We start from the raw sequence: 24,836 nt of genomic DNA on the forward strand, positions 1-24,836 counted from the left end.
AGAGATGGTAATGCCAGGTGACAACATCAACATGGTAGTTAACCTGATTGCGCCAATCGCCATGGACGAAGGTCTGCGTTTCGCAATCCGTGAAGGTGGCCGTACTGTAGGCGCCGGTGTTGTTGCTAAAGTTATTGCTTAATCTTTAATTATCAAAAGATTATGAGAAAGAGGAGCTTTAGCTCCTCTTTTTTTATTTGAGCCACCAAAATTGGTGGTTTTTTTGTTACTCAAGAAAATAAAAACAATAATTGAAATGAGATTTATTTCTATTTACTATTCTGAGGTGTCGCTTATTTTATAAGCGTGGACAATTTTGGGTATGAGGGCTTTATCCGACCTAAATAGTCATCAAGAGTGTGTAAATAGTTTAGAAGAGTGCTTCCATGTATGTTTGTCTCTGCAATGCAATAAGCGATAAAACCATACGTAATGCTGTTCATCAGCAACATATTCGTTCTATCAGAGAGTTGAGAAATTTTGTTCCTGTAGGAAACGACTGCGGAAAATGCATACGTCAAGCACGTGAAATAATGAATGAGGAGATTGCGCTACTACCTCCAATAAATAATGTTGCCTAAAATAAGCACAATTTTCTTGCAATTACTCTGCCAAATTAGTACTACACTTTAGTTACTGGAAGCGGAGGAACTTGCTATGAAAGGTGATAAAAAAATAATTGCACATTTGAATAAACTTCTCGGCAATGAACTTGTCGCCATCAATCAATATTTCTTGCATGCCCGAATGTTTAAGAACTGGGGATTGATACGTTTGAATGACGTCGAGTATCACGAGTCCATTGATGAGATGAAGCACGCAGATAAATTTATCGAACGTATTCTTTTTCTGGAGGGGGTGCCAAATCTACAAGATTTAGGCAAGCTCAATATCGGAGAAGATGTAGAAGAAATGCTGAAATCTGATCTGGAATTAGAATTACGTGGTGCAAAGGATCTCAGAGAAGCAATCGCATATGCCGATTCAGTTCACGATTATGTCAGTAGAGACTTGATGATAGAGGTGCTTGCTGATGAAGAAAATCATATTGATTGGTTGGAAACTCAATTTGAACTGATAACTAGAATTGGAATACAAAATTACATTCAATCTCAGCTTAGTGAAGAAGAATAGCTATAATTTTGTCGCCCTATAATTTGATGTATATAGGGCGTTTTTCTTCCATTTTCTTTCTTGCTTTCCTCTTTCTTGTATATACTTTTTGCATAGATTTCACTCTTAATATTGCTTTGTGGGTAAATTCACGTATAATGCGCGGGCTTACCTACACAGAGTAGGACTGATTTATTATCAGTAATGAGCGGTGAATAGCCGCCATTTAAAATACCCCCGATATGGGGGTTATGCACAGAACGATTACACTCCCCCATCAACCGAAATGGGTGCGAGGAGTAATCATTTACGTTTATAAAATAGTTGGAGCTCTGGTCTCATGCAGAACCAAAGAATCCGTATCCGCCTGAAAGCATTTGATCATCGTTTGATCGATCAATCAACTGCGGAAATCGTAGAGACTGCGAAGCGCACTGGTGCGCAAGTTCGTGGTCCGATCCCTCTGCCAACTCGTAAAGAGCGTTTTACCGTTCTGATTTCTCCACACGTTAATAAAGATGCGCGTGATCAGTACGAAATTCGCACTCACAAACGTCTGGTTGACATCGTTGAGCCAACCGAGAAAACCGTTGATGCTCTGATGCGTCTGGATCTGGCTGCCGGTGTAGATGTGCAGATCAGCCTGGGTTAATCAGGTCATTGAACGATTGAGAGGTTGAAACAATGATTGGTTTAGTCGGTAAAAAAGTGGGCATGACTCGCATCTTCACTGAAGATGGCGTTTCAATCCCTGTAACTGTTATCGAAATCGAAAATAACCGTGTAACTCAAGTTAAAAACAAAGAGACTGACGGTTATCGTGCAATTCAGGTAACGACTGGTAGCAAAAAAGCTAGTCGTGTTAAGAAAGCTGAAGCAGGTCATTTCGCTAAAGCTGGCGTCGAAGCTGGCCGCATTCTGCGTGAATTCCGCCTGTCAGAAGGCGATGCTGAATTCACTGTAGGTCAAAGCATTAGCGTTGAAATTTTCGCTGACGTTAAAAAAGTTGACGTTACTGGTACATCTAAAGGTAAAGGTTTCGCGGGTACTGTTAAACGCTGGAACTTCCGTACTCAGGATGCTACCCATGGTAACTCCTTGTCTCACCGCGTTCCGGGTTCTATCGGTCAGAACCAGACTCCGGGCAAGGTGTTCAAAGGCAAGAAAATGGCAGGCCAACTGGGTAATGAGCGCGTAACCGTTCAGAGCTTAGATGTAGTACGTGTTGACGCTGAGCGTAACCTGCTGCTGGTCAAAGGTGCTGTTCCAGGTGCAACGAACAGTAACCTGATCGTAAAACCGGCTGTCAAGGCGTAACGTCGAGGAGATAGGAATGGAATTGGTAATGAAAGACGCGCAAAGCGCGCTGACTGTTTCCGAAACTACCTTCGGGCGTGATTTCAATGAAGCGCTTGTGCATCAAGTAGTTGTTGCGTATGCAGCTGGTGCTCGTCAAGGTACTCGTGCTCAGAAAACTCGTGCTGAAGTTTCTGGTTCAGGTAAAAAACCATGGCGTCAGAAAGGCACTGGCCGCGCGCGTTCTGGTTCTATTAAGAGTCCAATTTGGCGCTCTGGTGGTGTAACTTTCGCAGCAAAGCCACAGGACCACAGTCAAAAAGTTAATAAAAAGATGTACCGTGGTGCTCTGAAAAGCATCCTGTCTGAACTGGTACGTCAAGATCGTCTGATCGTTGTCGAGAAGTTCTCTGTTGAAGCACCTAAGACTAAGTTGCTGGTACAGAAACTGAAAGAAATGGCTCTGGAAGACGTGCTGATCGTCACTAGCGAAGTTGATGAGAATCTGTTCTTAGCAGCTCGTAACCTGTATAAGGTTGACGTTCGTGATACAGCAGGTATCGATCCTGTAAGCCTGATTGCCTTCGACAAAGTGGTTATGACTGCTGAAGCTGTGAAGCAAGTTGAGGAGATGCTGGCATGATCCGTGAAGAACGTCTGCTGAAAGTACTGCGCGCGCCGCACGTATCTGAAAAAGCTTCTACAGCGATGGAAAAAAGTAACACCATCGTTCTCAAAGTTGCGAAAGACGCGACTAAAGCAGAGATCAAAGCTGCCGTACAGAAACTGTTTGAAGTTGAAGTTGAAGGTGTAAACACTTTGCTGGTTAAAGGTAAAGTTAAACGCCACGGGCAGCGTATTGGTCGTCGTAGCGACTGGAAAAAGGCTTACGTCACCTTGAAAGAAGGCCAGAACCTGGACTTCGTTGGCGGCGCTGAGTAAGTCGGAGGAGTAAAGAACAATGGCAATTGTTAAATGTAAACCTACGTCTCCGGGCCGTCGCCACGTTGTTAAAGTGGTTAACCCTGAGCTGCATAAGGGTAAACCTTATGCTCCGTTGTTGGAAAAAAACAACAAAACTGGTGGTCGTAACAACAATGGTCGTATTACCACTCGTCACATCGGTGGTGGCCATAAACAGCATTATCGTCTGATTGACTTTAAACGTAACAAAGACGGTATCCCTGCTGTTGTTGAGCGTTTGGAATATGATCCAAACCGTTCAGCAAACATCGCACTGGTTCTGTACAAAGACGGTGAGCGTCGTTACATCCTTGCACCTAAGGGCCTGAAAGCGGGTGATCAAATCCAGTCTGGTGCTGATTCAGCGATCAAGGCGGGTAACGCCCTGCCAATGCGCAACATTCCGGTTGGTTCTACTGTTCACAACATAGAAATGAAACCAGGTAAAGGTGGCCAGTTGGCTCGTTCAGCAGGTGCTTATGCTCAGATCGTTGCACGTGATGGTTCTTATGTGACCCTGCGTCTGCGTTCTGGTGAAATGCGTAAAGTACTGTCTGATTGCCGCGCTACTTTAGGTGAAGTTGGTAACGCAGAACATATGTTGCGCGTTCTGGGTAAAGCTGGTGCAAGCCGCTGGCGTGGTATTCGTCCTACCGTTCGTGGTACGGCGATGAACCCAGTAGACCATCCACATGGTGGTGGTGAAGGTCGTAACTTTGGTAAACACCCTGTAACTCCATGGGGCATCCAGACCAAAGGTAAGAAGACCCGTAGCAACAAACGTACTGATAAATATATCGTACGTCGCCGTTCTAAAAAATAATTAGAGGATAAACCATGCCACGTTCTCTCAAGAAAGGTCCATTTATTGACCTGCACTTGCTGAAGAAGGTAGAGAAAGCGGTGGAAAGCGGAGACAAAAAGCCTATTAAGACTTGGTCCCGTCGTTCAACGATCTTTCCTAACATGATCGGTTTGACCATCGCTGTCCATAATGGTCGTCAGCATGTACCAGTTTTTGTTTCCGACGAAATGGTTGGTCATAAACTGGGTGAATTCGCGCCGACCCGTACTTATCGCGGCCATGCGGCCGATAAAAAGGCTAAAAAGCGCTAAGGTAGGAGGAAGAGATGGAAACTATCGCTAAACATCGCCACGCTCGTTCTTCTGCTCAGAAGGTTCGCCTTGTGGCTGACCTGATCCGCGGTAAGAAAGTGTCGCAAGCTCTGGAAACTCTGACCTATACCAACAAGAAAGCTGCTGGTTTAGTGAAGAAAGTACTTGAGTCTGCTATTGCTAACGCAGAACACAACGATGGCGCTGACATCGATGATCTGAAAGTCACGAAAATTTTCGTAGACGAAGGCCCAACTATGAAGCGTATTATGCCTCGTGCCAAAGGCCGCGCAGATCGTATCCTGAAGCGCACCAGCCACATCACTGTGGTTGTGTCCGATCGCTGAGACTCTGGAGACTAGCAATGGGTCAGAAAGTACATCCTAATGGTATTCGTCTGGGTATTGTCAAACCTTGGAACTCTACCTGGTATGCGAATACCAAAGAATTCGCTGACAACCTAGACAGCGACTTTAAAGTTCGCCAGTACTTGAACAAAGAACTGGTTAAAGCATCTATTTCACGTATCGTTATCGAACGTCCTGCGAAAAGCATCCGTGTAACCATTCACACTGCTCGCCCAGGCATTGTAATCGGTAAAAAAGGTGAAGACGTTGAAAAACTGCGTAAGGCTGTAGCGGATATCGCTGGCGTTCCTGCGCAGATCAATATTGCCGAAGTACGTAAACCTGAACTGGACGCAAAACTGGTTGCTGACAGCATCAGTTCACAGCTGGAACGTCGTGTAATGTTCCGCCGTGCTATGAAACGTGCTGTACAGAACGCTATGCGTTTGGGCGCTAAAGGTATCAAAGTGGAAGTCAGCGGCCGTCTGGGCGGTGCTGAAATTGCACGTACTGAGTGGTATCGTGAAGGTCGTGTACCTCTGCATACTCTGCGTGCAGACATCGACTACAATACTTCTGAAGCGCACACCACTTATGGTGTAATCGGCGTTAAGGTATGGATCTTCAAAGGTGAGATCCTGGGTGGTATGGCTGCAGTTGAACAGGCGGAAAAACCGGCTGCTCAACCTAAAAAGCAGCAGCGTAAAGGCCGCAAGTAAGGAGAGTCGCTGATGTTACAACCAAAGCGTACGAAATTCCGTAAAGTGCACAAAGGCCGCAACCGTGGTCTGGCTGCAGGTGCGGATGTTAGCTTCGGCACTTTCGGTCTCAAAGCTGTGGGCCGTGGTCGTCTGACTGCTCGTCAGATCGAAGCGGCACGTCGTGCTATGACCCGTGCAATTAAGCGTCAAGGTAAAATCTGGATCCGTGTGTTCCCAGACAAACCTATCACCGAAAAGCCACTCGAAGTGCGTATGGGTAAAGGTAAAGGTAACGTAGAATACTGGGTTGCCTTGATCCAGCCCGGTAAAGTCCTGTATGAAATGGACGGTGTGCCTGAAGAGCTGGCTCGTGAAGCATTCAAGCTGGCAGCAGCGAAACTGCCTATCAAAACCACCTTTGTAACTAAGACGGTGATGTAATGAAAGCACAAGAGCTGCGCGAAAAAAGCGTTGAAGAGCTGAACACTGAGCTGCTGAACCTGTTACGTGAACAATTCAATTTGCGTATGCAGGCGGCAAGTGGCCAGCTGCAACAGTCTCACCTGTTGAAACAAGTGCGTCGTAATATTGCACGCGTTAAGACTTTACTGACTGAGAAGGCGGGTGCGTAATGACCGATAAAATCCGTACTCTGCAAGGTCGTGTTGTTAGCGACAAAATGGGAAAATCCATTGTTGTTGCTATCGAGCGTAAGGTGAAACACCCATTGTATGGTAAGTTCATCAAGCGTACGACTAAACTGCACGTACATGACGAGAACAATGAATGTGGAATTGGTGATGTAGTGGAAATCCGCGAAACCCGTCCACTGTCTAAGACTAAATCTTGGACTTTAGTTCGCGTTATAGAAAAAGCGGTTCTATAATAGATCGCTGTGTACGAAATAAACGGCCCAAAAAATAACGGGGCCGTTTATTTTTCTGTCCATCGCGAAGATGTGGTGTTATAATGCCGCGCCCTCGTAGTATGGGATATTGAAACGGCCTCTTTAAAAATAAAGTGGCTCAGTAGTAGTTGACATTTAGCGGAGCACTAAAATGATCCAAGAACAGACTATGCTGAACGTGGCCGACAACTCCGGTGCACGTCGCGTAATGTGTATCAAGGTTCTAGGTGGCTCGCACCGTCGCTACGCAGACGTCGGTGACATCATCAAGATCACTATCAAGGAAGCAATTCCTCGTGGTAAAGTGAAAAAAGGCGATGTCCTGAAAGCGGTAGTGGTGCGCACCAAGAAGGGTGTTCGTCGCCCGGACGGTTCTGTCATTCGCTTCGATAGCAACGCTTGCGTATTGTTAAACAATAATAGTGAGCAAGTTATCGGTACGCGTATTTTTGGGCCGGTGACTCGTGAACTTCGTAATGAAAAGTTCATGAAAATTATCTCTCTGGCACCTGAAGTACTCTAAGGAGCAGGCAATGGCAGCGAAAATCCGTCGTGATGACGAAATTATCGTGCTAACTGGTAAAGACAAAGGTAAGCGCGGTAAAGTAAAACAGGTTCTTTCTTCTGGTAAAATCATTGTTGAAGGCATCAACCTGGTAAAAAAACATCAGAAACCAGTTCCGGCTCTGAACCAACCAGGTGGCATCGTTGAAAAAGAAGCAGCTATCGATGTTTCTAACGTTGCAATCTTCAACACAGCAACCGGCAAGGCTGACCGTGTAGGTTTTAGATTCGAAGACGGCAAAAAAGTACGTTTCTTCAAATCTAACAACGAAACTATCAAGTAATTTGGAGTATACGATGGCGAAACTGCATGATTACTACAAAGACGAGGTAGTCAAGAAACTGATGACTCAGTTTGGTTACCATTCTGTCATGCAAGTCCCTCGGGTCGAGAAGATCACCCTGAACATGGGTGTTGGTGAAGCAATTGCTGATAAAAAACTGCTGGATAACGCAGCGGCTGACTTAGCAGCAATTTCTGGTCAGAAGCCATTGATCACCAAAGCACGCAAATCAGTTGCAGGCTTCAAAATCCGTCAGGGCTATCCAATCGGCTGTAAAGTAACCCTGCGTGGAAAACGCATGTGGGAGTTCTTTGAGCGCCTGATTTCTATTGCTGTACCACGTATCCGTGACTTCCGTGGTTTGTCCGCTAAATCATTCGATGGTCGTGGTAACTACAGCATGGGTGTTCGTGAGCAAATCATCTTCCCTGAAATCGATTACGATAAAGTGGATCGTGTACGTGGTCTGGATATCACTATCACCACTACTGCGAAATCTGATGATGAAGGCCGCGCACTGTTGGCTGCGTTTAACTTCCCGTTCCGCAAGTAAGGCAGGGTACTCATGGCTAAGCAATCAATGAAAGCACGTGATGTAAAACGTGCGAAATTAGCTGAGAAATTCTTCGCAAAACGCGTTGAACTGAAAGCGATCATCTCTGATGTAAACGCATCTGATGAAGACCGTTGGAATGCTGTTCTTAAGCTGCAAACACTGCCACGTGATTCCAGCCCTTGCCGTCAGCGTAACCGCTGCCGTCAAACTGGGCGTCCGCATGCATTTTTGCGGAAGTTTGGGTTGAGCCGTATTAAAGTCCGTGAAGCCGCTATGCGCGGTGAAATCCCGGGCCTTAAAAAGGCTAGCTGGTAATTGTCACCAATTGAATCACGGGAGTAAAGACAGATGAGCATGCAAGATCCGATCGCGGATATGCTGACCCGTATCCGTAACGGTCAGGCCGCGAATAAAGTTGCGGTCACCATGCCTTCCTCCAAGCTGAAAGTGGCAATTGCCAAGGTGCTGAAGGAAGAAGGTTACATTGAAGATTTTAAAATCGAAGGCGACACTAAGCCAGAACTGGAAATCACTCTGAAGTATTTCCAAGGTAAGGCTGTTGTAGAAAGCATTCAGCGTGTAAGCCGCCCAAGTCTGCGCATCTATAAGAAAAAAGATGAGCTGCCACAAGTTATGGCTGGTTTGGGAATCGCTGTTGTTTCTACCTCTAAAGGTGTAATGACTGATCGTGCAGCTCGCCAGGCTGGTCTGGGTGGCGAGATTCTCTGCTACGTAGCTTAATTCGGGAGGAAAGAATGTCTCGTGTTGCAAAAGCACCCGTCGTCATTCCTGCCGGCGTAGAGGTGAAACTCGACGGTCAGGTTATTTCGATTAAGGGTAAAAACGGCGAGCTAAGTCGTAAAATCCACAACGCAGTTGAAGTTAATCATGCGGATAGCCAACTGACTTTCGCTCCGCGCGAAGGTTTTGCTGACGCTTGGGCGCAGGCAGGTACAACTCGTTCTCTGCTGAATGCTATGGTTATTGGTGTTAACGAAGGTTTCACTAAGAAACTTCAGCTGGTTGGTGTTGGTTATCGTGCAGCAGTTAAAGGCAACGTAGTTAGCTTGTCTTTAGGCTTCTCGCATCCGGTTGAGCATCAGCTGCCAGCAGGCATAACTGCGGAATGCCCATCACAAACTGAAATCGTACTGAAAGGTGCTGATAAGCAGGTGATTGGTCAGGTTGCGGCAGATTTGCGTGCCTATCGTCGTCCTGAGCCATATAAAGGCAAGGGTGTTCGTTACGCCGATGAAGTCGTGCGTACCAAAGAGGCTAAGAAGAAGTAAGGTAACACTATGGATAAGAAAGCAGCTCGTATCCGTCGTGCGACCCGCGCACGCCGCAAGCTCAAAGAACTGGGTGCGACTCGCCTGGTGGTACATCGTACCCCTCGCCATATTTATGCGCAGGTTATCGCACCAAATGGTTCTGAAACTCTGGTGGCCGCTTCTACAACAGAAAAAGCTATCAGTGAACAACTGAAATTTACTGGAAACAAAGAAGCCGCAGCATTAGTTGGTAAGATTGTTGCTGAACGTGCTCTGGAAAAAGGCATCAAAGATGTATCCTTTGACCGTTCTGGTTTCCAATATCATGGTAGAGTCCAGGCACTGGCAGATGCTGCCCGTGAAGCTGGCCTTCAGTTCTAAGGTAGAGGTGTAAGATGGCTCACATCGAAAAACAAGCTGGCGAACTGCAGGAAAAGCTGATCGCGGTAAACCGCGTATCTAAAACCGTTAAAGGTGGCCGTATTTTCAGCTTTACAGCACTGACTGTAGTTGGTGATGGTAACGGTCGCGTTGGTTTTGGCTACGGCAAAGCACGCGAAGTTCCGGCAGCAATCCAGAAAGCGATGGAAAAAGCACGTCGCAATATGAAAACCGTCGCACTTAACAGCGGCACTTTGTACCACCCAGTGAAAGGCTCACACACCGGTTCTCGCGTGTTCATGCAGCCTGCTCACGAAGGTACAGGTATCATCGCCGGTGGTGCGATGCGTGCTGTTCTGGAAGTGGCTGGAGTTCGTAACGTACTGGCTAAAACCTACGGTTCCACTAACCCAATCAACGTGGTTCGTGCAACTCTGGACGCTTTAGACAGCATGAAGTCTCCAGAAATGGTCGCAGCTAAGCGTGGCAAATCCGTCGAAGAAATTCTGGGGTAATGACCATGGCTAAGACTATTAAAATTACTCAGGTTCGCAGTTCAATTGGTCGTTTGCCTAAGCATAAGGCAACTCTGACTGGTTTAGGTCTGCGTCGCATTGGGCATACTGTTGAGCGTGAAGATACACCAGCTATTCGCGGTATGGTCAACTTGGTTTCCTATATGGTTAAAGTTGAGGAGTAACAGATGCGCTTAAATACTCTGTCTCCGGCTGAAGGTGCCAAGCACGCACCTAAACGTGTAGGTCGTGGTATTGGTTCTGGTCTGGGTAAAACCGGCGGTCGTGGTCACAAGGGTCAGAAGTCTCGTTCTGGCGGTGGCGTTCGTCGTGGTTTTGAAGGTGGCCAGATGCCTTTATATCGTCGTCTGCCAAAATTTGGTTTTACTTCACGTAAAGCAATGGTCACCGCAGAAATTCGTCTGTCTGATTTTGCCCGCGTTGAAGGCGATGTTATCGATCTGAATGCACTGAAAGCTGCTAACATTATTGGCCCTCAAATTGAATTCGCAAAAGTAATGCTTTCTGGCGAAGTCAATCGCGCAGTAACTGTGCGTGGCTTGCGTGTTACTAAAGGCGCCCGTGCTGCAATTGAAGCTGCTGGCGGTAAAATTGAGGAATAAGTAACAGATGGCTAAACAACCAGGATTAGATTTTCAAAGTGCCAAAGGCGGATTAGGCGAGTTAAAACGCAGACTTTTGTTTGTCATTGGAGCTCTAATTGTTTTCCGTATTGGCTCTTTTATTCCAATCCCTGGTATTGATGCCGCTGTGCTTGCCAAATTGCTCGAGCAGCAAAGAGGCACCATCATTGAAATGTTTAACATGTTCTCTGGTGGTGCTTTAAGCCGTGCTTCTATCTTTGCACTGGGTATAATGCCGTATATTTCTGCATCTATTATTATCCAGTTGCTAACTGTGGTTAACCCCCGTTTAGCAGAGATTAAGAAGGAAGGGGAAGCTGGTCGTCGTAAGATCAGTCAGTACACCCGTTATGGCACATTAGTGCTGGCAATATTTCAGTCAATCGGTATTGCTACTGGGTTGCCGAATATGCCTGGAATGCAAGGATTAGTGATTAATCCTGGCTTTGCATTCTATTTCACGGCTGTTGTAAGTCTGGTCACGGGAACCATGTTCTTGATGTGGTTGGGTGAGCAGATTACTGAGCGAGGTATCGGTAACGGTATTTCAATCATAATCTTTGCTGGTATCGTTGCGGGTTTACCGCCTGCAATTGGTCACACCATCGAGCAAGCTCGGCAAGGCGACCTGCACTTCCTCCTGTTGCTGTTGGTTGCAGTATTAGTGTTTGCGGTAACTTTCTTCGTTGTTTTCATTGAGCGTGGTCAACGTCGTATCGTTGTTAACTATGCAAAACGTCAGCAAGGTCGTAAAGTTTTCGCGGCACAAAGTACACATTTGCCGTTGAAAGTGAATATGGCTGGGGTTATCCCTGCAATTTTTGCTTCCAGTATTATTTTGTTCCCCGGTACCATAGCTTCTTGGTTCGGAGGGGGAACAGGCTGGAATTGGTTGACAACTATTTCTATGTATTTGCAACCAGGTCAACCGCTTTATGTGTTATTATACGCATCTGCAATCATCTTCTTCTGTTTCTTCTACACGGCTTTGGTTTTCAACCCAAGAGAAACAGCAGATAACCTGAAGAAGTCCGGTGCATTCGTACCAGGAATTCGTCCGGGAGAGCAAACGGCTAAGTACATTGATAAAGTAATGACTCGCCTAACCTTAATTGGTGCGTTATATATTACTTTTATCTGCTTAATCCCGGAGTTCATGCGTGATGCAATGAAAGTTCCATTCTATTTTGGTGGTACTTCCCTACTGATTGTAGTCGTCGTCATCATGGACTTTATGGCTCAAGTGCAAACTCTGATGATGTCGAGTCAATATGAGTCTGCATTGAAGAAAGCAAACCTGAAAGGATATAACCGCTAATTGGTTTGCTTGAGAAGTTACGGAGAGTAAAAATGAAAGTTCGTGCTTCCGTCAAGAAATTATGCCGCAATTGCAAAATTGTTAAACGTAACGGTATCGTTCGTGTGATTTGCAATGCAGAGCCTAAGCACAAACAGCGCCAAGGCTAATTAATCGCATATTTTTCTTGCAAAGTTGGGTTGAGCTGGCTAAATTAGCCAGCCAATCTTTTTTATCTGACAGCAACATTGTTTGAGTATCCTGAAAACGGGCTTTTCAGAATGATGTTGCAGTGAATAAATATTGTAGGAGTGCATAGTGGCCCGTATAGCAGGCATTAACATTCCTGATCAGAAACATACTGTAATCGCATTAACCTCGATCTACGGTATCGGTAAAACCCGCTCACAAGCAATTTGTGCAGCAGCGGGTATTGCTGAAAATGTTAAGATCAGTGAGCTGTCTGAAGAGCAAATTGACAAGCTGCGTGACGAAGTTGCCAAATACGTTGTAGAAGGTGATCTGCGTCGTGAAGTAACCCTGAGTATCAAACGTCTGATGGATCTTGGTTGCTATCGTGGTTTGCGTCATCGTCGTGGTCTGCCAGTTCGCGGTCAGCGTACTAAGACCAATGCACGTACCCGTAAGGGTCCGCGTAAACCGATCAAGAAATAATCGGGGTATTGAATAATGGCAAAGGCACCTATTCGTGCACGTAAGCGTGTAAGAAAACAAGTCTCTGACGGTGTGGCTCATATCCATGCTTCTTTCAACAATACCATCGTTACTATAACTGATCGTCAGGGTAACGCATTGGGTTGGGCAACTGCCGGTGGTTCCGGTTTCCGTGGTTCTCGTAAATCTACTCCGTTTGCAGCTCAGGTTGCAGCAGAGCGCTGCGCTGAAGCAGTAAAAGAGTACGGAATTAAGAACCTGGAAGTTATGGTTAAAGGACCTGGTCCTGGCCGTGAGTCAACTATCCGTGCATTAAATGCGGCTGGTTTCCGCATCACTAATATTACTGATGTGACTCCGATCCCTCATAACGGTTGTCGTCCACCGAAGAAACGTCGCGTTTAATACGTCTTCGTTTTTTAGGATTGTTGGAGAAAAAAAATGGCAAGATATTTGGGTCCTAAGCTCAAGCTGAGCCGTCGCGAGGGTACAGACCTTTTCCTAAAGTCTGGCGTTCGCGCGATTGACACCAAGTGTAAATTAGAACAGGCACCAGGCCAGCACGGCGCACGTAAACCGCGTCTGTCTGACTATGGTGTACAGTTACGTGAAAAACAAAAAGTTCGTCGTATTTACGGTGTTCTGGAGCGTCAATTCCGTAACTACTATAAAGAAGCGACTCGTCTGAAAGGCAACACAGGTGAAAACCTGCTGAACTTGCTGGAAAGTCGCTTGGATAACGTCGTTTATCGTATGGGTTTTGGCGCGACTCGCGCTGAAGCACGTCAGATGGTAAGCCACAAGGCTATCACGGTAAATGGTCGCGTTGTTAATATCGCTTCTTATCAGGTATCCCCGAATGACGTAGTCAGCGTTCGTGAAAAAGCGAAGAAGCAGGCTCGCATTAAAGCAGCTTTAGAGCTGGCTGAGCAGCGTGAGAAACCAACTTGGTTGGAAGTTGATGCTGCGAAGATGGAAGGTGTGTTCAAGCGTATTCCTGAACGTACTGATCTATCCGCTGACATTAACGAACACCTGATCGTCGAGCTTTACTCCAAGTAAAGCTTAGCACCAAAGAGAGGACACAATGCAGGGTTCTGTGACAGAGTTTCTAAAACCGCGCCTGGTAGATATCGAGCAAGTCAGTTCGACGCACGCCAAGGTGACCCTTGAGCCATTAGAGCGTGGCTTTGGCCATACTCTTGGCAACGCACTGCGCCGTATTCTGCTTTCGTCTATGCCGGGTTGTGCGGTGACTGAGGTTGAGATTGATGGTGTACTGCATGAGTACAGCACCAAAGAAGGTGTACAGGAAGATATCCTGGAGATTCTCCTCAATCTGAAAGGGCTGGCGGTGAAGGTTCAGGGTAAAGATGAAGTTATCCTTACTTTGAATAAATCTGGCATTGGCCCTGTGACTGCAGCCGATATCATCCATGACGGTGATGTCGAAATCGTCAAGCCGCAGCACGTAATCTGCCATCTGACTGACGAAAGCGCTTCCATTAGTATGCGTATTAAAGTTCAGCGCGGTCGTGGATATGTGCCGGCTTCTGCCCGAATTCATTCGGAAGAAGATGAGCGCCCTATCGGTCGTTTGTTAGTAGATGCCTGCTATAGCCCAGTAGAGCGTATCGCCTACAATGTTGAAGCAGCTCGTGTAGAACAGCGTACTGACTTGGATAAGCTGGTTATCGAGATGGAAACTAACGGTACAATCGATCCTGAAGAGGCGATTCGCCGTGCAGCTACCATTCTGGCTGAACAACTAGAAGCTTTCGTTGATTTACGTGATGTACGTCAACCAGAAGTAAAAGAAGAGAAGCCAGAGTTTGATCCGATCCTGCTGCGCCCTGTTGACGATCTGGAATTGACTGTCCGCTCTGCTAACTGCCTTAAAGCAGAAGCTATCCACTACATCGGTGATCTGGTACAGCGTACTGAAGTTGAGTTACTTAAAACACCTAACTTGGGTAAAAAATCTCTTACTGAGATTAAAGATGTACTGGCTTCACGTGGACTTTCTCTGGGCATGCGTCTGGAAAACTGGCCACCAGCAAGTATTGCTGATGAATAACTAGATCACAGGTTAAGGTTTTACTGAGAAGGATAAGGTCATGCGCCATCGTAAGAGTGGTCGTCAATTGAACCGCAACAGCAGCCATCGCCAAGCTATGTTTCGTAACATGGCAGGTTCTTTAGTTCGTCATGAAATCATCAAGACGACTCTGCCTAAAGCGAAAGAACTGCGTCGCGTCGTTGAGCCGCTGATTACTCTTGCCAAGACCGACAGCGTAGCTAATCGTCGTCTGGCATTCGCCCGTACTCGTGATAACGAGATCGTGGCAAAACTGTTTAATGAACTGGGCCCGCGTTTTGCGAGCCGTGCAGGTGGTTACACTCGTATTCTGAAGTGTGGCTTCCGTGCTGGTGACAATGCACCGATGGCATACATCGAGCTTGTTGACCGTGCAGCAGAGTCTCAGACAGAAGTAGCATCTGCAGAGTAATCTGTAGGAGCGTAAAAAGCCGGGTATTATCCCGGTTTTTTATTGCCTTTTAATTTTGATCCTCTAACTCTCCGTTTTATATTCACCAGCTAATCTGCAAATTTTTCCTGTTCAGATGATCTCTTAGCCTATTCTGGTAGTATTGTGATTATTTTCTACTTGATGGGATAATCTTATGTATCGTATTGGTCAGTTGGCTAAATTAGCAGGTGTAACACCTGACACTATCCGCTTTTATGAAAAACAGGGGCTGATGCTTCATGGAGAAAGAACGGAAGGTGGTTATAGACTATATACTGAACAGGATCTACAGCGATTACGTTTTATCCGTTATGCAAAACAATTAGGTTTTACACTGGAAGCAATTGTAGAACTATTATCTATTAGGGTTGATCCTGAGCACTATACATGCAAGGAATCAAAACATATTGTTGATTCTAGATTGCGAGAAGTTGAAGAGAAATTATTGGAAATGCAAAAAATGCGTGATTCTTTGAAAATGTTGAGTGATGCTTGTTGTGGTAGTACTCACATCAGTACATATTGTTCTATATTGGAAATTTTAGAAGAAGGTGCGACAAACAGATAATTTTTCTTTATTGTTTTGAGTGCTAAGAGTACAATCGCATTGTTTTTAATCACAAAACTATTTTATTAATTAATTTAGAGGTTATTATGACAACATATCGCCATAAAAAAGGTGTTATCAAAGATAATGCTATAGAAGCCTTATTACATGATCCTTTGTTTAGACAGAGAGTAGAGAAAAATAAAAAAGGCAAAGGAAGTTATAATCGTAAAGAAAAGCATGGTTGGGAGGCCAATGATAATAATTTTATCAAGTTGTTATCATTGGCCTTCTAGCTTTTTAAGTAGATTCTATTAATCGAATAAGTCCGAATTGATGTTTTTACAGGAAGAAAGGACTTGGCTGGAAAAGCTTTTCTACTTCAGGCACGAATTTTTTATCAGTAATAAACATGATTACATGATCACCTTGTTGAATAATACTATAATCATTAGCAATGATAACTTCTTCATTACGGACAATGGCACCTATTGTTGTTCCTGGTGGTAATTTGATATCACTTATCTTACGCCCAACAACTTTTGAAGTATGTTCATCGCCATGAGCTATGGCCTCGATAGCTTCAGCAACTCCTCTTCTTAATGAGAACACACTGACAATATCTGCTTTACGGACATGACCAAGTAGCGCCGATACTGTTGCTTGTTGAGGTGAAATTGCAATATCAATGACCCCACCTTGTACTAAATCAACATATGCACTGCGTTGAATAAGAACCATTGCTTTTTTAGCCCCCATTCGTTTTGCAAGCATGGCTGACATAATATTGGCTTCATCATCATTTGTTAGTGCTATAAAAACGTCAACTTGTTCAATGTGTTCTTCAGCTAGCAATTCTTGGTCTGAAGCATCACCATAAAACACGATGGTATCGTGCAATAGTTCAGCTAATTCAATGGCTCTTTTTTGGTTATGCTCAATTAGTTTGACGCTGTAATCTTTTTCAAGTCGTAAGGCTAAGCCTGCACCAACATTACCGCCACCAACAATCATGATGCGTTTATACGGTTTTTCAAGGCGTTGTAATTCGCTCATTACGGCCCTGATATGTTGTGATGCTGCAACGAAGAAGACTTCATCTCCAGCTTCAATAATTGTTGAACCTTGTGGTCTAATGGGGCGATCTTGACGAAATATTGCAGCAACTTTGCTATCAATATGTGGCATATGCTCTCGGAGTGAGGATAAGGCATTGCCTACCAGTGAACCACCATAATAGGCTTTAACCGCGACAATGCTGACACGGCCTTCCGCAAAATTAACAACTTGTAATGCTCCTGGGTATTGGATTAATTTATAGATGTAATCAATAACCAGTTGCTCAGGAGATATTAGATAATCAATAGGAATATCATCAGGTTGAAATAATTTTTCTGATTCTCGGATATATTCTGATGAGCGTATCCTGGCGACTTTATTAGGCGTGTTAAATAGAGAATAAGCAATTTGGCATGCAACCATATTAGTTTCATCTGAATTTGTGACAGCTATTAACATATCAGCATCTTCAGCGCCAGCTTCCTTCAATATTCTGGGATGGGAGCCATGGCCATTGACAACTCGGAGATCGAATTTATCCTGTAACTGGCGTAGACGATCTGTATCGGTATCAACGACAGTAATATCATTGTTTTCATCAACTAAATTCTCAGCTAATGTTCCACCAACCTGGCCAGCACCCAGAATGATTATCTTCATAGCATTCTCTTCTCAATTGGAAGCCATCTTCTGTTCTTGATATTTTAGCAAAACCATAAAATTCTCTCGTTCAGTTTGAACGAGAGAGCGTTATTATTGCTTAGTTAGTCGGGCATAAAAGAAACCGTCACCGCCCGTAGCTTCTGGAATAATTTGTGTTCCAGGAGTATCTGAATTATCTGCTTCTGATAATACTGCATCGGGATGATGGGCCAAAAATGCTTTTATTTGCTCACTATTTTCCTGAGGTAAAATTGAACAGGTGGCATAAACCAGTGTGCCATTTTGCTTCAAATATGGCCAAATAGCTTCAAGGATTTCAGATTGCAATGTAACTAATTGATTTATATCTTCTTTTCTGCGTAGCCATTTTATGTCAGGGTGACGGCGAATAACCCCTGTAGCAGAGCACGGCGCGTCAAGAAGAATACGATCAAATTGTTCATCAGCAGCCCACTCGTGTGGAAGGCGTCCATCACCTGTTTTGACGATAGCATGCAAGTTAAGTCGTTGTAAATTCTCTTTTACTCGCTTAATTCGTTGCTCATCAATATCGATAGCGAGAACTTTAGATTTTGGTGCTATTTCGAGGATGTGAGTGGTTTTTCCACCAGGTGCAGCACAAAGATCCAGTATAGATTCACCGTCACATGGGCTTAAGAGTTCAGCACACCCCTGTGCGGAGCGATCCTGAATAGTTACCCAGCCTTGGCTAAATCCGGGTAGTGCACTGACAGGACAGGGATTCAGAAGACGAATAGCATTAGGATGGTTGATATCTAATTCTGCTTCTATATTAGTTTCTTCTAATAGTGCAAGATATTCTTTCGCCGTATGATGGAGTTGGTTAATTCGCAGCCACATAGGTGGTTTTTGGTTGTTGGCATCCACTATAGTTTGCCAATTTTGTGGATATGCTTTTTGAATGCGTTCTAGCAGCCATTTGGGATGTAGGTGTTGATTATTTGCCCGTTCGATTAATTCTTGTTGTTGGCGCTGAAATTGGCGAAGGACACCATTAATTACCCCTTTCAGCTGTGGTCGTTTTAAATTAGTTGCGCCATTGACGGTTTCGGCCAGTGCAGCGTGTGCAGGTATACGTGTATATATGAGCTGATATATACCAACCATGATTAGGTAGTGGAAAATACGTTGTTTTCCTTTCAATGGCGTTGCCATTAGTTGACTGATAAACCACTCAAGCTGAGGTAATACTCTCATCACACCAAAACAGATCTCTTGCAACAGCGCCTTATCTTTATCAGAAACTTTTTGTTGGAGTTCAGGCATAACAGTGCTGAGGGATTGCCCTTGGTCAAGCACTTGAGTGATTGCTTTTGCAGCGATGCTTCTCAGGTTATATGTATTTTTCATGGTATAGTCAAACAGCTGACTTTCGTCAGCATGGTAAATAGGAAGAAGCCTGAATGCTAAAATATTCAGGCAAAGTCAGGTTAGTATCAGTTGATTTTGCTACCAGGTGTAAACCACTCACGTTTAGAGTTTAAGAGATCGGCAACCGACATTGCTTTCTTGCCCGGTGGTTGCAATTGAACAATATTTAATATTCCATCGACAGTTGCAATTTGAATACCTTTTTTATCCGCGCTGATAATTGTTCCAGGAGCTTGGGTGGTTTGCTCTGCAATGACTTCTGCCTGCCAGATTTTAATTGGTTGATCATCAACTAAGAAGAAGCTCATAGGCCAAGGGTTAAAGGCACGAATACAACGCTCAATTTGGCTTGCAGGTAAATGCCAATCTACTTTTGCTTCATCTTTACTCAGTTTTTCGGCATAGGTTGTAAGTGTATCATCCTGAATTTCAGGCTGGAGTGTTCCCGATGTGATTAAATCTAAGGTGTTGAGTAAGGCTTTTGGCCCAATATCGGCAAGTTTTTCGTATAAGCTAGCACTGGTATCTTCATTTGTAATTGGACAAATGGCTTTCAACAGCATATTACCAGTATCAAGCCCTGCATCCATTTGCATGATCGTTACGCCAGTTTCTTGGTCACCAGCCCAAATGGAGCGTTGAATGGGGGCTGCACCACGCCAGCGAGGTAGCAAAGAACCGTGGACATTCAAGCATCCTAGATGTGGTATATCTAAAACGGCTTGAGGAAGAATTAAGCCATAGGCAACAACGACCATAATATCAGCTTGCTGCTCCATGACCCATTGTTGGCTTTCTTCTGTACGTAAGGTTTTTGGCTGGAAAACAGGAATATCATGTTCTTCAGCCAATACCTTTACAGGACTTGGTGTCAGTTTCTTACCTCTTCCTGCCGGCTTGTCTGGTGGAGCGAGCACTCCGACAACCTGGTGTTGAGAGTTTAATAAAGCAGCCAAATGGCGAGCCGCGAAATCAGGCGTTCCGGCAAAAATAATACGTAAAGAATCAGACACTGTTATTTCCTGCGATAATAAGAATTATTTGTTTTTGGCTCTCAGTCGGTCAATTTTTTCAACTTTCTGACGGATGCGTTGGCGTTTCAATGGTGATAAGTAATCAACAAAGAGTTTACCGACTAAATGATCCATTTCATGTTGAATACAGATTGCCAATAATCCATCGACTTCTAACTCAAATGGTTGGCCGTTATAGTTTAAGGCCTTAATTTTTACTTGCTCAGAGCGAGGCACAAATCCACGCTGTTCAGGAACAGATAAACAACCTTCTTCTATTCCTGTTTCACCAGTTTCATTAATTAATTCCGGGTTGATCAGAACAAGACGTTGATCACGATCCTCAGAGACGTCAATGACAATAATTCTCTGATGTATATCGACTTGTGTTGCCGCTAAACCAATACCTTCCTCTGCATACATCGTTTCAAACATATCATCAACGATATGCTGGATTTCTGCATCGACTTTTTCTACTGGCTTGGCAACTGTGCGAAGTCGCTCGTCTGGATAATGTAATACTTGTAAAACTGACATATATGTTTAGAACTGCATCCAAAAAGTGAGTGATAATTGATGCCTATTCTAGACATTTCCCATTTAGATTGACAGTATTGAACATAAATTAATCATGAGAGTATTGCTCTCAACCTCAGGTCAGGATGACGATATGGAAGCGATGGAAATGTGGTTAAGAATGAAAATGGTCTCTCATCTTTCAGCAGCGAAGGCCATGCTTATTATGGATCGCCTGTTACAAACGGAAAATTACAGTATATCTTCCCTTAAAGCATGTGGTCTGTCATCTGCACAATGCTTGCAATTTATGAAAGCTAACACTTCCGCGCTGGTTTCGGCTCTCAATTGGTTAGAACAACCAGAGCATCATTTGTTGACTTTCTCTCATCCCGCATATCCACCTTTATTAAAGCAAATACATTCTCCACCTCTTGTTCTGTTTGTTATAGGTGATGTATCGGTCTTATCTCAAAAGCAAATTTCAATGGTTGGTAGTAGGGCTGCGACTTTTTATGGCGAAAAGTGGGGAAAGATATTTGCTAGTGACTTGGCTAAAAATAATCTGGTAATAACTAGTGGGCTGGCGATTGGTATTGATGGTATCTGCCATCAGGCAGCATTGGATTCGGGAGGGAAAACAGTAGCGGTACTTGGTAGTGGTTTTAAAAATATCTACCCCAGTAGACATAAATCCTTGGCCAGACATATTAAAGAAAATGGAGCATTAGTTTCCGAATTCTTTCCTGATGCGCCACCTAAAGCCAAGCATTTCCCAAGGCGAAATCGAATTATTAGTGGGTTAAGTTTGGCTCTTCTTATTGTGGAAGCTCATAAGAATAGTGGATCACTGATTACAGCGCGTTGTGCTCTTGAACAAGGGAGAGACATCTTTGCATTACCTGGTCCATTAGGCACTCCTGCGAACGAAGGTAATCATTGGTTGATTAAACAAGGGGCTTATTTGGCAACAAATGTAATGGATATCATGGAACATATTAGTTCGTCGTTTCAATGGATTAACATCGAAGAGAAAGGTCAGGAGGAAGAAAATAAACAATTTGAACAAACAGAGTTGCCATTTGTGGATGTGCTGGTTAACGTAAGTAGTGAAGTTACACCTATTGATGTGATTGCCCAGCGCTCTTCCCTGCCTGTTACCGAAGTTATGACCAAATTATTGGAGTTGGAACTCATGGGAAAAGTTGCTGTTGTTGCTGGTGGGTATGTCCGAACTAATTAAGCGATTTAATTTGTGCTTTTTCCAATGTTATGGTGGCTGCCGATATTCAGCGAGTGAGATATGTCTAAGAAAGTACCTTTTATTATAAAAGAAATAGAGTGTTGCCCTGAGTGTAATGCTGAGTTAGTGATCCGCAATGGCGCTCATGGCCCATTTTATGCGTGTTCCAGTTATCCATCTTGCCACTATCTTCGTCCTTTGAAAGCACAAGTAGATGGACATATTGTTAAAGAATTGGATGGGCAAATCTGTCCAAAATGTGGTTTCACTTTAGCCTTACGTCAAGGGCGTTATGGTATGTTCATTGGCTGTGGTCATTATCCTGAATGTGAATATACAGAATTAATTGATAAACCAGATGATACGTCAATTAATTGCCCTCAATGCCAGCAAGGAAAATTACTCCAGCGTAAATCTCGTTTTGGTAAGACATTTTATTCCTGTAGTCGCTATCCAGAGTGTCAGTTTGCACTTAACAATAAGCCTACCTCAGGTGAATGCATGTTTTGTCACTATCCATTGTTAATAGAAAAGCATACTTCCCAAGGTGTGAAATTATTTTGTGCCAGTAAATTGTGTAGTAAGCAGCAAGTTAACGAAATTGAGAAATGAAATGAGTGACGTAATCTCACCAGTATTTGATGAAGTTATCACGGCCTTAAAAGAAGAAAAAGTTATTGCCTATCCAACTGAAGCCGTTTTTGGATTAGGGTGTGATCCCGATAGTGAAAATGCAGTGCAAGCGCTATTAGCGTTGAAAAATAGGCCTTGGGAGAAAGGATTAATTCTTATTGCTGATAAGTATGAGAGATTATGTCCTTATATTGATGATGAACAGATAAATGATACACAGAAAGAAACCATATTCTCATCTTGGCCTGGTCCTGTTACGTGGGTAATCCCCGCTAAAGCAACCACACCAAAATGGTTGACTGGCAAATTTTCAACATTGGCCGTTAGAGTTACGGATCACCTTTTGGTTCAGCAGCTATGTGCTATATATGAAAAACCACTTGTTTCAACCAGTGCGAATCTAAGTGGATTAGAACCATGTCGTAGTGTAGAAGAAGTACGGCAGCAATTTGGCAATCGTGTCCCAATATTAGAAGGAGAAGTTGGTGAGCGTAAGAATCCATCAGAAATCAGGGATGCGTTAACTGGCAAATTATATCGGCAAGGGTAGGTAATCATGGATAAATTCGCTGTTTTTGGTAATCCAATCGCACATAGTAAATCTCCTTATATTCATCAATTGTTTGCTGAGCAAACAGGTATCGAACATCAGTATGGGAGAGTACTTGCTCCGGTGGAAAACTTTGAACAAACCTTAACTCATTTTTTCGAACAGGGGGGACTAGGAGCGAATATCACTGTTCCTTTCAAAGAGAAAGCCTATAAATGCTCAGATGAATTGACTGAACGGGCGAGTATCTGTGGTGCAGTTAACACATTAAAACGGATAGAGGGAAGCCGACTGCTCGGTGACAATACTGATGGAATGGGATTATTAGTAGACTTGCAGCGACTCAAATTCCTCTCTCAAGGACAGAAAATTCTGATCATAGGTGCTGGTGGAGCTGCGAAAGGTGTATTGTCTTCTTTATTATTACTGGGCTGTTCAGTCACTATTACTAACCGAACATTTGAACGTGCTCAAATAATCGCAAATACATTTTCTCTATTAGGTGATATCCAGGCCATTGAAATGAGTGCTCTTGGCCTTATTACTCCAGATTTTGATATTATCATTAATGCAACAGCTTCTGGCCTTGATGGACAAATTCCTGCTATCTCTCCGTTGATTTTTCAAAATAATAGTGTGTGTTACGACATGTATTACCAGCATGGATTAACTCCTTTCCTTACGTTTGCCCATCAAAATGGTGTTTCACGTTTGGTTGATGGCTTAGGAATGTTGGTAGGGCAGGCTGCGTATTCTTTTGAATTATGGCATGGAGTATTCCCCGAAATAGAACCTGTTTTAACGACCTTAAGACGGGAGTTACATGTATGAATCAATCAATTCAATTTCCTGATCGGGAAGAGTGGAATGAGGTAGAAAATAAGGTGATATTTCCAGCAATGGTGAATGGTTTGCTGGTGGAATGTATGATTAGTTCTGATGAAATAATAGAGCGTTATGGTAAGGATCATCACCCACTCGATTTGTTTCGCCAATATCGCTGGGATTTGGAAGAAGAGTTTGAAACAGCCATTGTGAGTGGGCATGATGATCAATTTGGACGCTACTCTTTGCTTTCAGATTGTGTTGATAGATAGTCATTTTTCCAGCTAACGTAATTATTAGCGGAATAAAGCAGCCCTTCCAATTCTTCAGGTTTGAGTTTTCGTACTTGTTTGGCAGGGCTACCGACATACAGGTAACCGCTTTCTAATTTTTTACCTGGAGGAACTAGGCTACCAGCTCCAATCACAACATCATCTTCAATAGTCACTCCATCGAGTAAAATGGAACCCATGCCAACTAAGACTCGATTCCCAATTTTACACCCATGTAGCATTGATTTATGACCTACCGTGACATCTTCGCCAATTATTAGTGGGAAGCCATTTGGATTATCAGGAGATTTATGAGTCACATGTAAAACAGAACCATCTTGAATATTTGTACGTGAACCAATTGAGACATAATTTACATCTCCCCTGATAACTACAAGGGGCCAAATGCTGACATTGTCTGCTAATTTGACATCTCCAATTACAACAGAAGAAGGATCTAAAAGAACTTTTTGACCGACTTGAGGATAGAAATTTAGATATTGGCGTAAAACAGTAGGCATAAAAACCTCAACAATAAGAGTGGATCGCAAACATATAAACAATTATATAGGAATGTTATTGAGGAAAAAAACGCCATGCAATGGAATGATCTGCATTAATATTAGCCTATTTGAGTGATTTTTATATTTATGGGGGCAAAAAGTGTTCGCTTAAAAATAAAATTGCAAAAAACTATTGTCAGCGCCGTAAAACCCCCTATAATGCGCCACCACTGACCGACGCTGAGCTGAAACAGGCCGCGCAGGACGGTGAGAGAAAAGCGAAAATAATCGCTTGACTCTGGCGGCGAAAAGCGTAAGATACGCAGCCTCGCAACCCGGAAGGCACTTCCGGTTGCCAACGCTCTTTAACAAATTAATCAGACAATCTGTGTGGGCACTCGCAAGACACTATCGATATGCCGAAAGGCAAAAAAGATTAAAGTCTTAAAGAGTGACCTG

43 protein-coding genes are annotated in these 24,836 nt (G+C 43.9%); 38 read left to right on the plus strand and 5 right to left on the minus strand.

The window, feature by feature from the left end; genetic code table 11:
• Positions 1-4 precede the first annotated feature (4 nt).
• The 33 genes from Xets_RS00635 to Xets_RS00795 all read left to right on the plus strand — a co-directional run bounded on the left by Xets_RS00635 (position 5) and on the right by Xets_RS00795 (position 16,004).
• Positions 5-142: a hypothetical protein gene (locus Xets_RS00635; protein ID WP_370588188.1), complete on the plus strand. Its 138-nt coding sequence runs from the start codon at positions 5-7 to the stop codon at positions 140-142.
• A 244-nt stretch (positions 143-386) separates the two neighbouring features.
• The gene (gene bfd, locus Xets_RS00640) at positions 387-581 is read left to right on the plus strand and encodes a bacterioferritin-associated ferredoxin (RefSeq protein ID WP_099133061.1); all 195 of its coding nucleotides are present in this window, start codon (positions 387-389) and stop codon (positions 579-581) included.
• 76 nt (positions 582-657) lie between these two features.
• Positions 658-1,134 carry a bacterioferritin gene (gene bfr / locus Xets_RS00645; protein WP_099133062.1) on the plus strand — a complete coding sequence of 159 codons (477 nt, stop codon included), beginning with the start codon at positions 658-660 and terminating at the stop codon, positions 1,132-1,134.
• A 319-nt stretch (positions 1,135-1,453) separates the two neighbouring features.
• The gene (rpsJ, locus tag Xets_RS00650) at positions 1,454-1,765 is read left to right on the plus strand and encodes a 30S ribosomal protein S10 (RefSeq protein ID WP_001181005.1); all 312 of its coding nucleotides are present in this window, start codon (positions 1,454-1,456) and stop codon (positions 1,763-1,765) included.
• 32 nt (positions 1,766-1,797) lie between these two features.
• Complete coding sequence (gene rplC / locus Xets_RS00655) at positions 1,798-2,430, plus strand: 50S ribosomal protein L3 (RefSeq protein ID WP_187651043.1); 633 nt, start codon at positions 1,798-1,800, stop codon at positions 2,428-2,430.
• Positions 2,431-2,446: 16 nt separating this feature from the next.
• Entirely contained in the window at positions 2,447-3,052 is a 606-nt protein-coding gene (gene rplD / locus Xets_RS00660; RefSeq protein WP_099133064.1) for a 50S ribosomal protein L4, read from the plus strand.
• The gene (gene rplW / locus Xets_RS00665) at positions 3,049-3,351 is read left to right on the plus strand and encodes a 50S ribosomal protein L23 (protein WP_038269605.1); all 303 of its coding nucleotides are present in this window, start codon (positions 3,049-3,051) and stop codon (positions 3,349-3,351) included. The genes rplD and rplW overlap by 4 nt, the downstream gene beginning before the upstream one ends.
• A 19-nt stretch (positions 3,352-3,370) precedes the next feature.
• Positions 3,371-4,195: a 50S ribosomal protein L2 gene (gene rplB, locus Xets_RS00670; protein ID WP_092553298.1), complete on the plus strand. Its 825-nt coding sequence runs from the start codon at positions 3,371-3,373 to the stop codon at positions 4,193-4,195.
• Between the two features lie 14 nt (positions 4,196-4,209).
• Entirely contained in the window at positions 4,210-4,488 is a 279-nt protein-coding gene (gene rpsS / locus Xets_RS00675; RefSeq protein ID WP_011148791.1) for a 30S ribosomal protein S19, read from the plus strand.
• A 14-nt stretch (positions 4,489-4,502) separates the two neighbouring features.
• The gene (gene rplV, locus Xets_RS00680; protein WP_010847481.1) at positions 4,503-4,835 is read left to right on the plus strand and encodes a 50S ribosomal protein L22; all 333 of its coding nucleotides are present in this window, start codon (positions 4,503-4,505) and stop codon (positions 4,833-4,835) included.
• Between the two features lie 17 nt (positions 4,836-4,852).
• On the plus strand, positions 4,853-5,554 hold the full coding sequence (gene rpsC / locus Xets_RS00685; protein WP_010847482.1) for a 30S ribosomal protein S3: 702 nt from the start codon (positions 4,853-4,855) through the stop codon (positions 5,552-5,554).
• Positions 5,555-5,566: 12 nt separating this feature from the next.
• Positions 5,567-5,977, plus strand: a complete 411-nt coding sequence (gene rplP / locus Xets_RS00690; RefSeq protein WP_012990491.1) for a 50S ribosomal protein L16 — start codon at positions 5,567-5,569, stop codon at positions 5,975-5,977.
• Positions 5,977-6,168, plus strand: coding sequence for a 50S ribosomal protein L29 (gene rpmC / locus Xets_RS00695; protein WP_010847484.1), 192 nt, complete (start codon positions 5,977-5,979; stop codon positions 6,166-6,168). Before rplP ends, rpmC begins: the two co-directional genes overlap by 1 nt.
• Positions 6,168-6,422: a 30S ribosomal protein S17 gene (gene rpsQ, locus Xets_RS00700; RefSeq protein WP_187651044.1), complete on the plus strand. Its 255-nt coding sequence runs from the start codon at positions 6,168-6,170 to the stop codon at positions 6,420-6,422. Before rpmC ends, rpsQ begins: the two co-directional genes overlap by 1 nt.
• 172 nt (positions 6,423-6,594) lie before the next feature.
• A complete protein-coding gene (rplN, locus tag Xets_RS00705; RefSeq protein WP_004246955.1) occupies positions 6,595-6,966 on the plus strand; it encodes a 50S ribosomal protein L14 in 372 nt (123 codons plus the stop codon).
• Between the two features lie 10 nt (positions 6,967-6,976).
• Positions 6,977-7,291 (plus strand): 50S ribosomal protein L24, encoded by a 315-nt coding sequence (gene rplX, locus Xets_RS00710; protein WP_099133065.1) that lies wholly within the window; start codon positions 6,977-6,979, stop codon positions 7,289-7,291.
• A gap of 13 nt (positions 7,292-7,304) precedes the next feature.
• The gene (gene rplE / locus Xets_RS00715) at positions 7,305-7,844 is read left to right on the plus strand and encodes a 50S ribosomal protein L5 (RefSeq protein WP_074021486.1); all 540 of its coding nucleotides are present in this window, start codon (positions 7,305-7,307) and stop codon (positions 7,842-7,844) included.
• A gap of 12 nt (positions 7,845-7,856) precedes the next feature.
• The gene (rpsN, locus tag Xets_RS00720) at positions 7,857-8,162 is read left to right on the plus strand and encodes a 30S ribosomal protein S14 (RefSeq protein ID WP_010847489.1); all 306 of its coding nucleotides are present in this window, start codon (positions 7,857-7,859) and stop codon (positions 8,160-8,162) included.
• A gap of 33 nt (positions 8,163-8,195) precedes the next feature.
• Entirely contained in the window at positions 8,196-8,588 is a 393-nt protein-coding gene (gene rpsH, locus Xets_RS00725) for a 30S ribosomal protein S8 (protein ID WP_038240479.1), read from the plus strand.
• 14 nt (positions 8,589-8,602) lie between these two features.
• Positions 8,603-9,136 carry a 50S ribosomal protein L6 gene (rplF, locus tag Xets_RS00730; RefSeq protein WP_074021488.1) on the plus strand — a complete coding sequence of 178 codons (534 nt, stop codon included), beginning with the start codon at positions 8,603-8,605 and terminating at the stop codon, positions 9,134-9,136.
• A 9-nt stretch (positions 9,137-9,145) separates the two neighbouring features.
• Positions 9,146-9,499 (plus strand): 50S ribosomal protein L18, encoded by a 354-nt coding sequence (gene rplR / locus Xets_RS00735; RefSeq protein ID WP_047771700.1) that lies wholly within the window; start codon positions 9,146-9,148, stop codon positions 9,497-9,499.
• A 14-nt stretch (positions 9,500-9,513) separates the two neighbouring features.
• Complete coding sequence (gene rpsE / locus Xets_RS00740; RefSeq protein ID WP_045968057.1) at positions 9,514-10,014, plus strand: 30S ribosomal protein S5; 501 nt, start codon at positions 9,514-9,516, stop codon at positions 10,012-10,014.
• 5 nt (positions 10,015-10,019) lie between these two features.
• Positions 10,020-10,199 carry a 50S ribosomal protein L30 gene (rpmD, locus tag Xets_RS00745; RefSeq protein ID WP_045968059.1) on the plus strand — a complete coding sequence of 60 codons (180 nt, stop codon included), beginning with the start codon at positions 10,020-10,022 and terminating at the stop codon, positions 10,197-10,199.
• 3 nt (positions 10,200-10,202) lie between these two features.
• Positions 10,203-10,637: a 50S ribosomal protein L15 gene (rplO, locus tag Xets_RS00750; RefSeq protein ID WP_045960137.1), complete on the plus strand. Its 435-nt coding sequence runs from the start codon at positions 10,203-10,205 to the stop codon at positions 10,635-10,637.
• A 7-nt stretch (positions 10,638-10,644) separates the two neighbouring features.
• The gene (gene secY / locus Xets_RS00755; protein WP_074021490.1) at positions 10,645-11,976 is read left to right on the plus strand and encodes a preprotein translocase subunit SecY; all 1,332 of its coding nucleotides are present in this window, start codon (positions 10,645-10,647) and stop codon (positions 11,974-11,976) included.
• Between the two features lie 32 nt (positions 11,977-12,008).
• Positions 12,009-12,125, plus strand: a complete 117-nt coding sequence (gene rpmJ / locus Xets_RS00760; RefSeq protein ID WP_045968063.1) for a 50S ribosomal protein L36 — start codon at positions 12,009-12,011, stop codon at positions 12,123-12,125.
• A 148-nt stretch (positions 12,126-12,273) separates the two neighbouring features.
• A complete protein-coding gene (gene rpsM, locus Xets_RS00765; RefSeq protein WP_038240472.1) occupies positions 12,274-12,630 on the plus strand; it encodes a 30S ribosomal protein S13 in 357 nt (118 codons plus the stop codon).
• Positions 12,631-12,645: 15 nt separating this feature from the next.
• Positions 12,646-13,035, plus strand: coding sequence for a 30S ribosomal protein S11 (gene rpsK, locus Xets_RS00770; RefSeq protein WP_002919257.1), 390 nt, complete (start codon positions 12,646-12,648; stop codon positions 13,033-13,035).
• Positions 13,036-13,071: 36 nt separating this feature from the next.
• On the plus strand, positions 13,072-13,692 hold the full coding sequence (rpsD, locus tag Xets_RS00775; RefSeq protein ID WP_074021493.1) for a 30S ribosomal protein S4: 621 nt from the start codon (positions 13,072-13,074) through the stop codon (positions 13,690-13,692).
• Positions 13,693-13,717: 25 nt separating this feature from the next.
• On the plus strand, positions 13,718-14,707 hold the full coding sequence (gene rpoA, locus Xets_RS00780; RefSeq protein WP_038269634.1) for a DNA-directed RNA polymerase subunit alpha: 990 nt from the start codon (positions 13,718-13,720) through the stop codon (positions 14,705-14,707).
• A gap of 40 nt (positions 14,708-14,747) precedes the next feature.
• Positions 14,748-15,140, plus strand: coding sequence for a 50S ribosomal protein L17 (gene rplQ, locus Xets_RS00785; protein WP_074021494.1), 393 nt, complete (start codon positions 14,748-14,750; stop codon positions 15,138-15,140).
• Positions 15,141-15,315: 175 nt separating this feature from the next.
• Positions 15,316-15,729: a Zn(2+)-responsive transcriptional regulator gene (zntR, locus tag Xets_RS00790; protein WP_099133066.1), complete on the plus strand. Its 414-nt coding sequence runs from the start codon at positions 15,316-15,318 to the stop codon at positions 15,727-15,729.
• Between the two features lie 86 nt (positions 15,730-15,815).
• Positions 15,816-16,004, plus strand: a complete 189-nt coding sequence (locus Xets_RS00795; protein ID WP_099133067.1) for an alternative ribosome-rescue factor A — start codon at positions 15,816-15,818, stop codon at positions 16,002-16,004.
• A 46-nt stretch (positions 16,005-16,050) separates the two neighbouring features.
• Here the strand turns inward: Xets_RS00795 and trkA are convergent, their stop codons facing one another.
• The 4 genes from trkA to def form a co-directional block, all read right to left on the minus strand.
• The gene (gene trkA / locus Xets_RS00800) at positions 16,051-17,427 is read right to left on the minus strand and encodes a Trk system potassium transporter TrkA (protein ID WP_099133068.1); all 1,377 of its coding nucleotides are present in this window, start codon (positions 17,425-17,427) and stop codon (positions 16,051-16,053) included.
• 93 nt (positions 17,428-17,520) lie between these two features.
• Entirely contained in the window at positions 17,521-18,801 is a 1,281-nt protein-coding gene (rsmB, locus tag Xets_RS00805; protein ID WP_099133069.1) for a 16S rRNA (cytosine(967)-C(5))-methyltransferase RsmB, read from the minus strand.
• Between the two features lie 86 nt (positions 18,802-18,887).
• A complete protein-coding gene (fmt, locus tag Xets_RS00810) occupies positions 18,888-19,835 on the minus strand; it encodes a methionyl-tRNA formyltransferase (RefSeq protein ID WP_099133070.1) in 948 nt (315 codons plus the stop codon).
• A 24-nt stretch (positions 19,836-19,859) separates the two neighbouring features.
• Positions 19,860-20,372 carry a peptide deformylase gene (gene def / locus Xets_RS00815; protein ID WP_099133071.1) on the minus strand — a complete coding sequence of 171 codons (513 nt, stop codon included), beginning with the start codon at positions 20,370-20,372 and terminating at the stop codon, positions 19,860-19,862.
• A gap of 133 nt (positions 20,373-20,505) precedes the next feature.
• Here def and dprA point away from each other — a divergent pair, with 133 nt between their 5' ends.
• The 5 genes from dprA to Xets_RS00840 are packed head-to-tail and all read left to right on the plus strand — an operon-like array spanning position 20,506 to position 23,874.
• A complete protein-coding gene (gene dprA, locus Xets_RS00820; protein WP_099133072.1) occupies positions 20,506-21,594 on the plus strand; it encodes a DNA-protecting protein DprA in 1,089 nt (362 codons plus the stop codon).
• A 60-nt stretch (positions 21,595-21,654) separates the two neighbouring features.
• Entirely contained in the window at positions 21,655-22,206 is a 552-nt protein-coding gene (locus Xets_RS00825) for a type I DNA topoisomerase (RefSeq protein WP_099133073.1), read from the plus strand.
• Between the two features lies 1 nt (position 22,207).
• Complete coding sequence (tsaC, locus tag Xets_RS00830; protein ID WP_099133074.1) at positions 22,208-22,777, plus strand: L-threonylcarbamoyladenylate synthase type 1 TsaC; 570 nt, start codon at positions 22,208-22,210, stop codon at positions 22,775-22,777.
• A 6-nt stretch (positions 22,778-22,783) separates the two neighbouring features.
• A complete protein-coding gene (gene aroE / locus Xets_RS00835; RefSeq protein WP_187651045.1) occupies positions 22,784-23,608 on the plus strand; it encodes a shikimate dehydrogenase in 825 nt (274 codons plus the stop codon).
• Positions 23,605-23,874, plus strand: a complete 270-nt coding sequence (locus tag Xets_RS00840) for a DUF1488 domain-containing protein (protein ID WP_187651046.1) — start codon at positions 23,605-23,607, stop codon at positions 23,872-23,874. Before aroE ends, Xets_RS00840 begins: the two co-directional genes overlap by 4 nt.
• On the opposite strand, the gene Xets_RS00845 is transcribed toward Xets_RS00840, so the two are convergent.
• Positions 23,841-24,395 (minus strand): gamma carbonic anhydrase family protein, encoded by a 555-nt coding sequence (locus Xets_RS00845; protein ID WP_187651047.1) that lies wholly within the window; start codon positions 24,393-24,395, stop codon positions 23,841-23,843. The genes Xets_RS00840 and Xets_RS00845 overlap by 34 nt on opposite strands.
• Positions 24,396-24,836 lie beyond the last annotated feature (441 nt).

Source organism: Xenorhabdus sp. TS4 (assembly GCF_014467265.1).
Lineage (GTDB): Bacteria > Pseudomonadota > Gammaproteobacteria > Enterobacterales > Enterobacteriaceae > Xenorhabdus > Xenorhabdus ehlersii.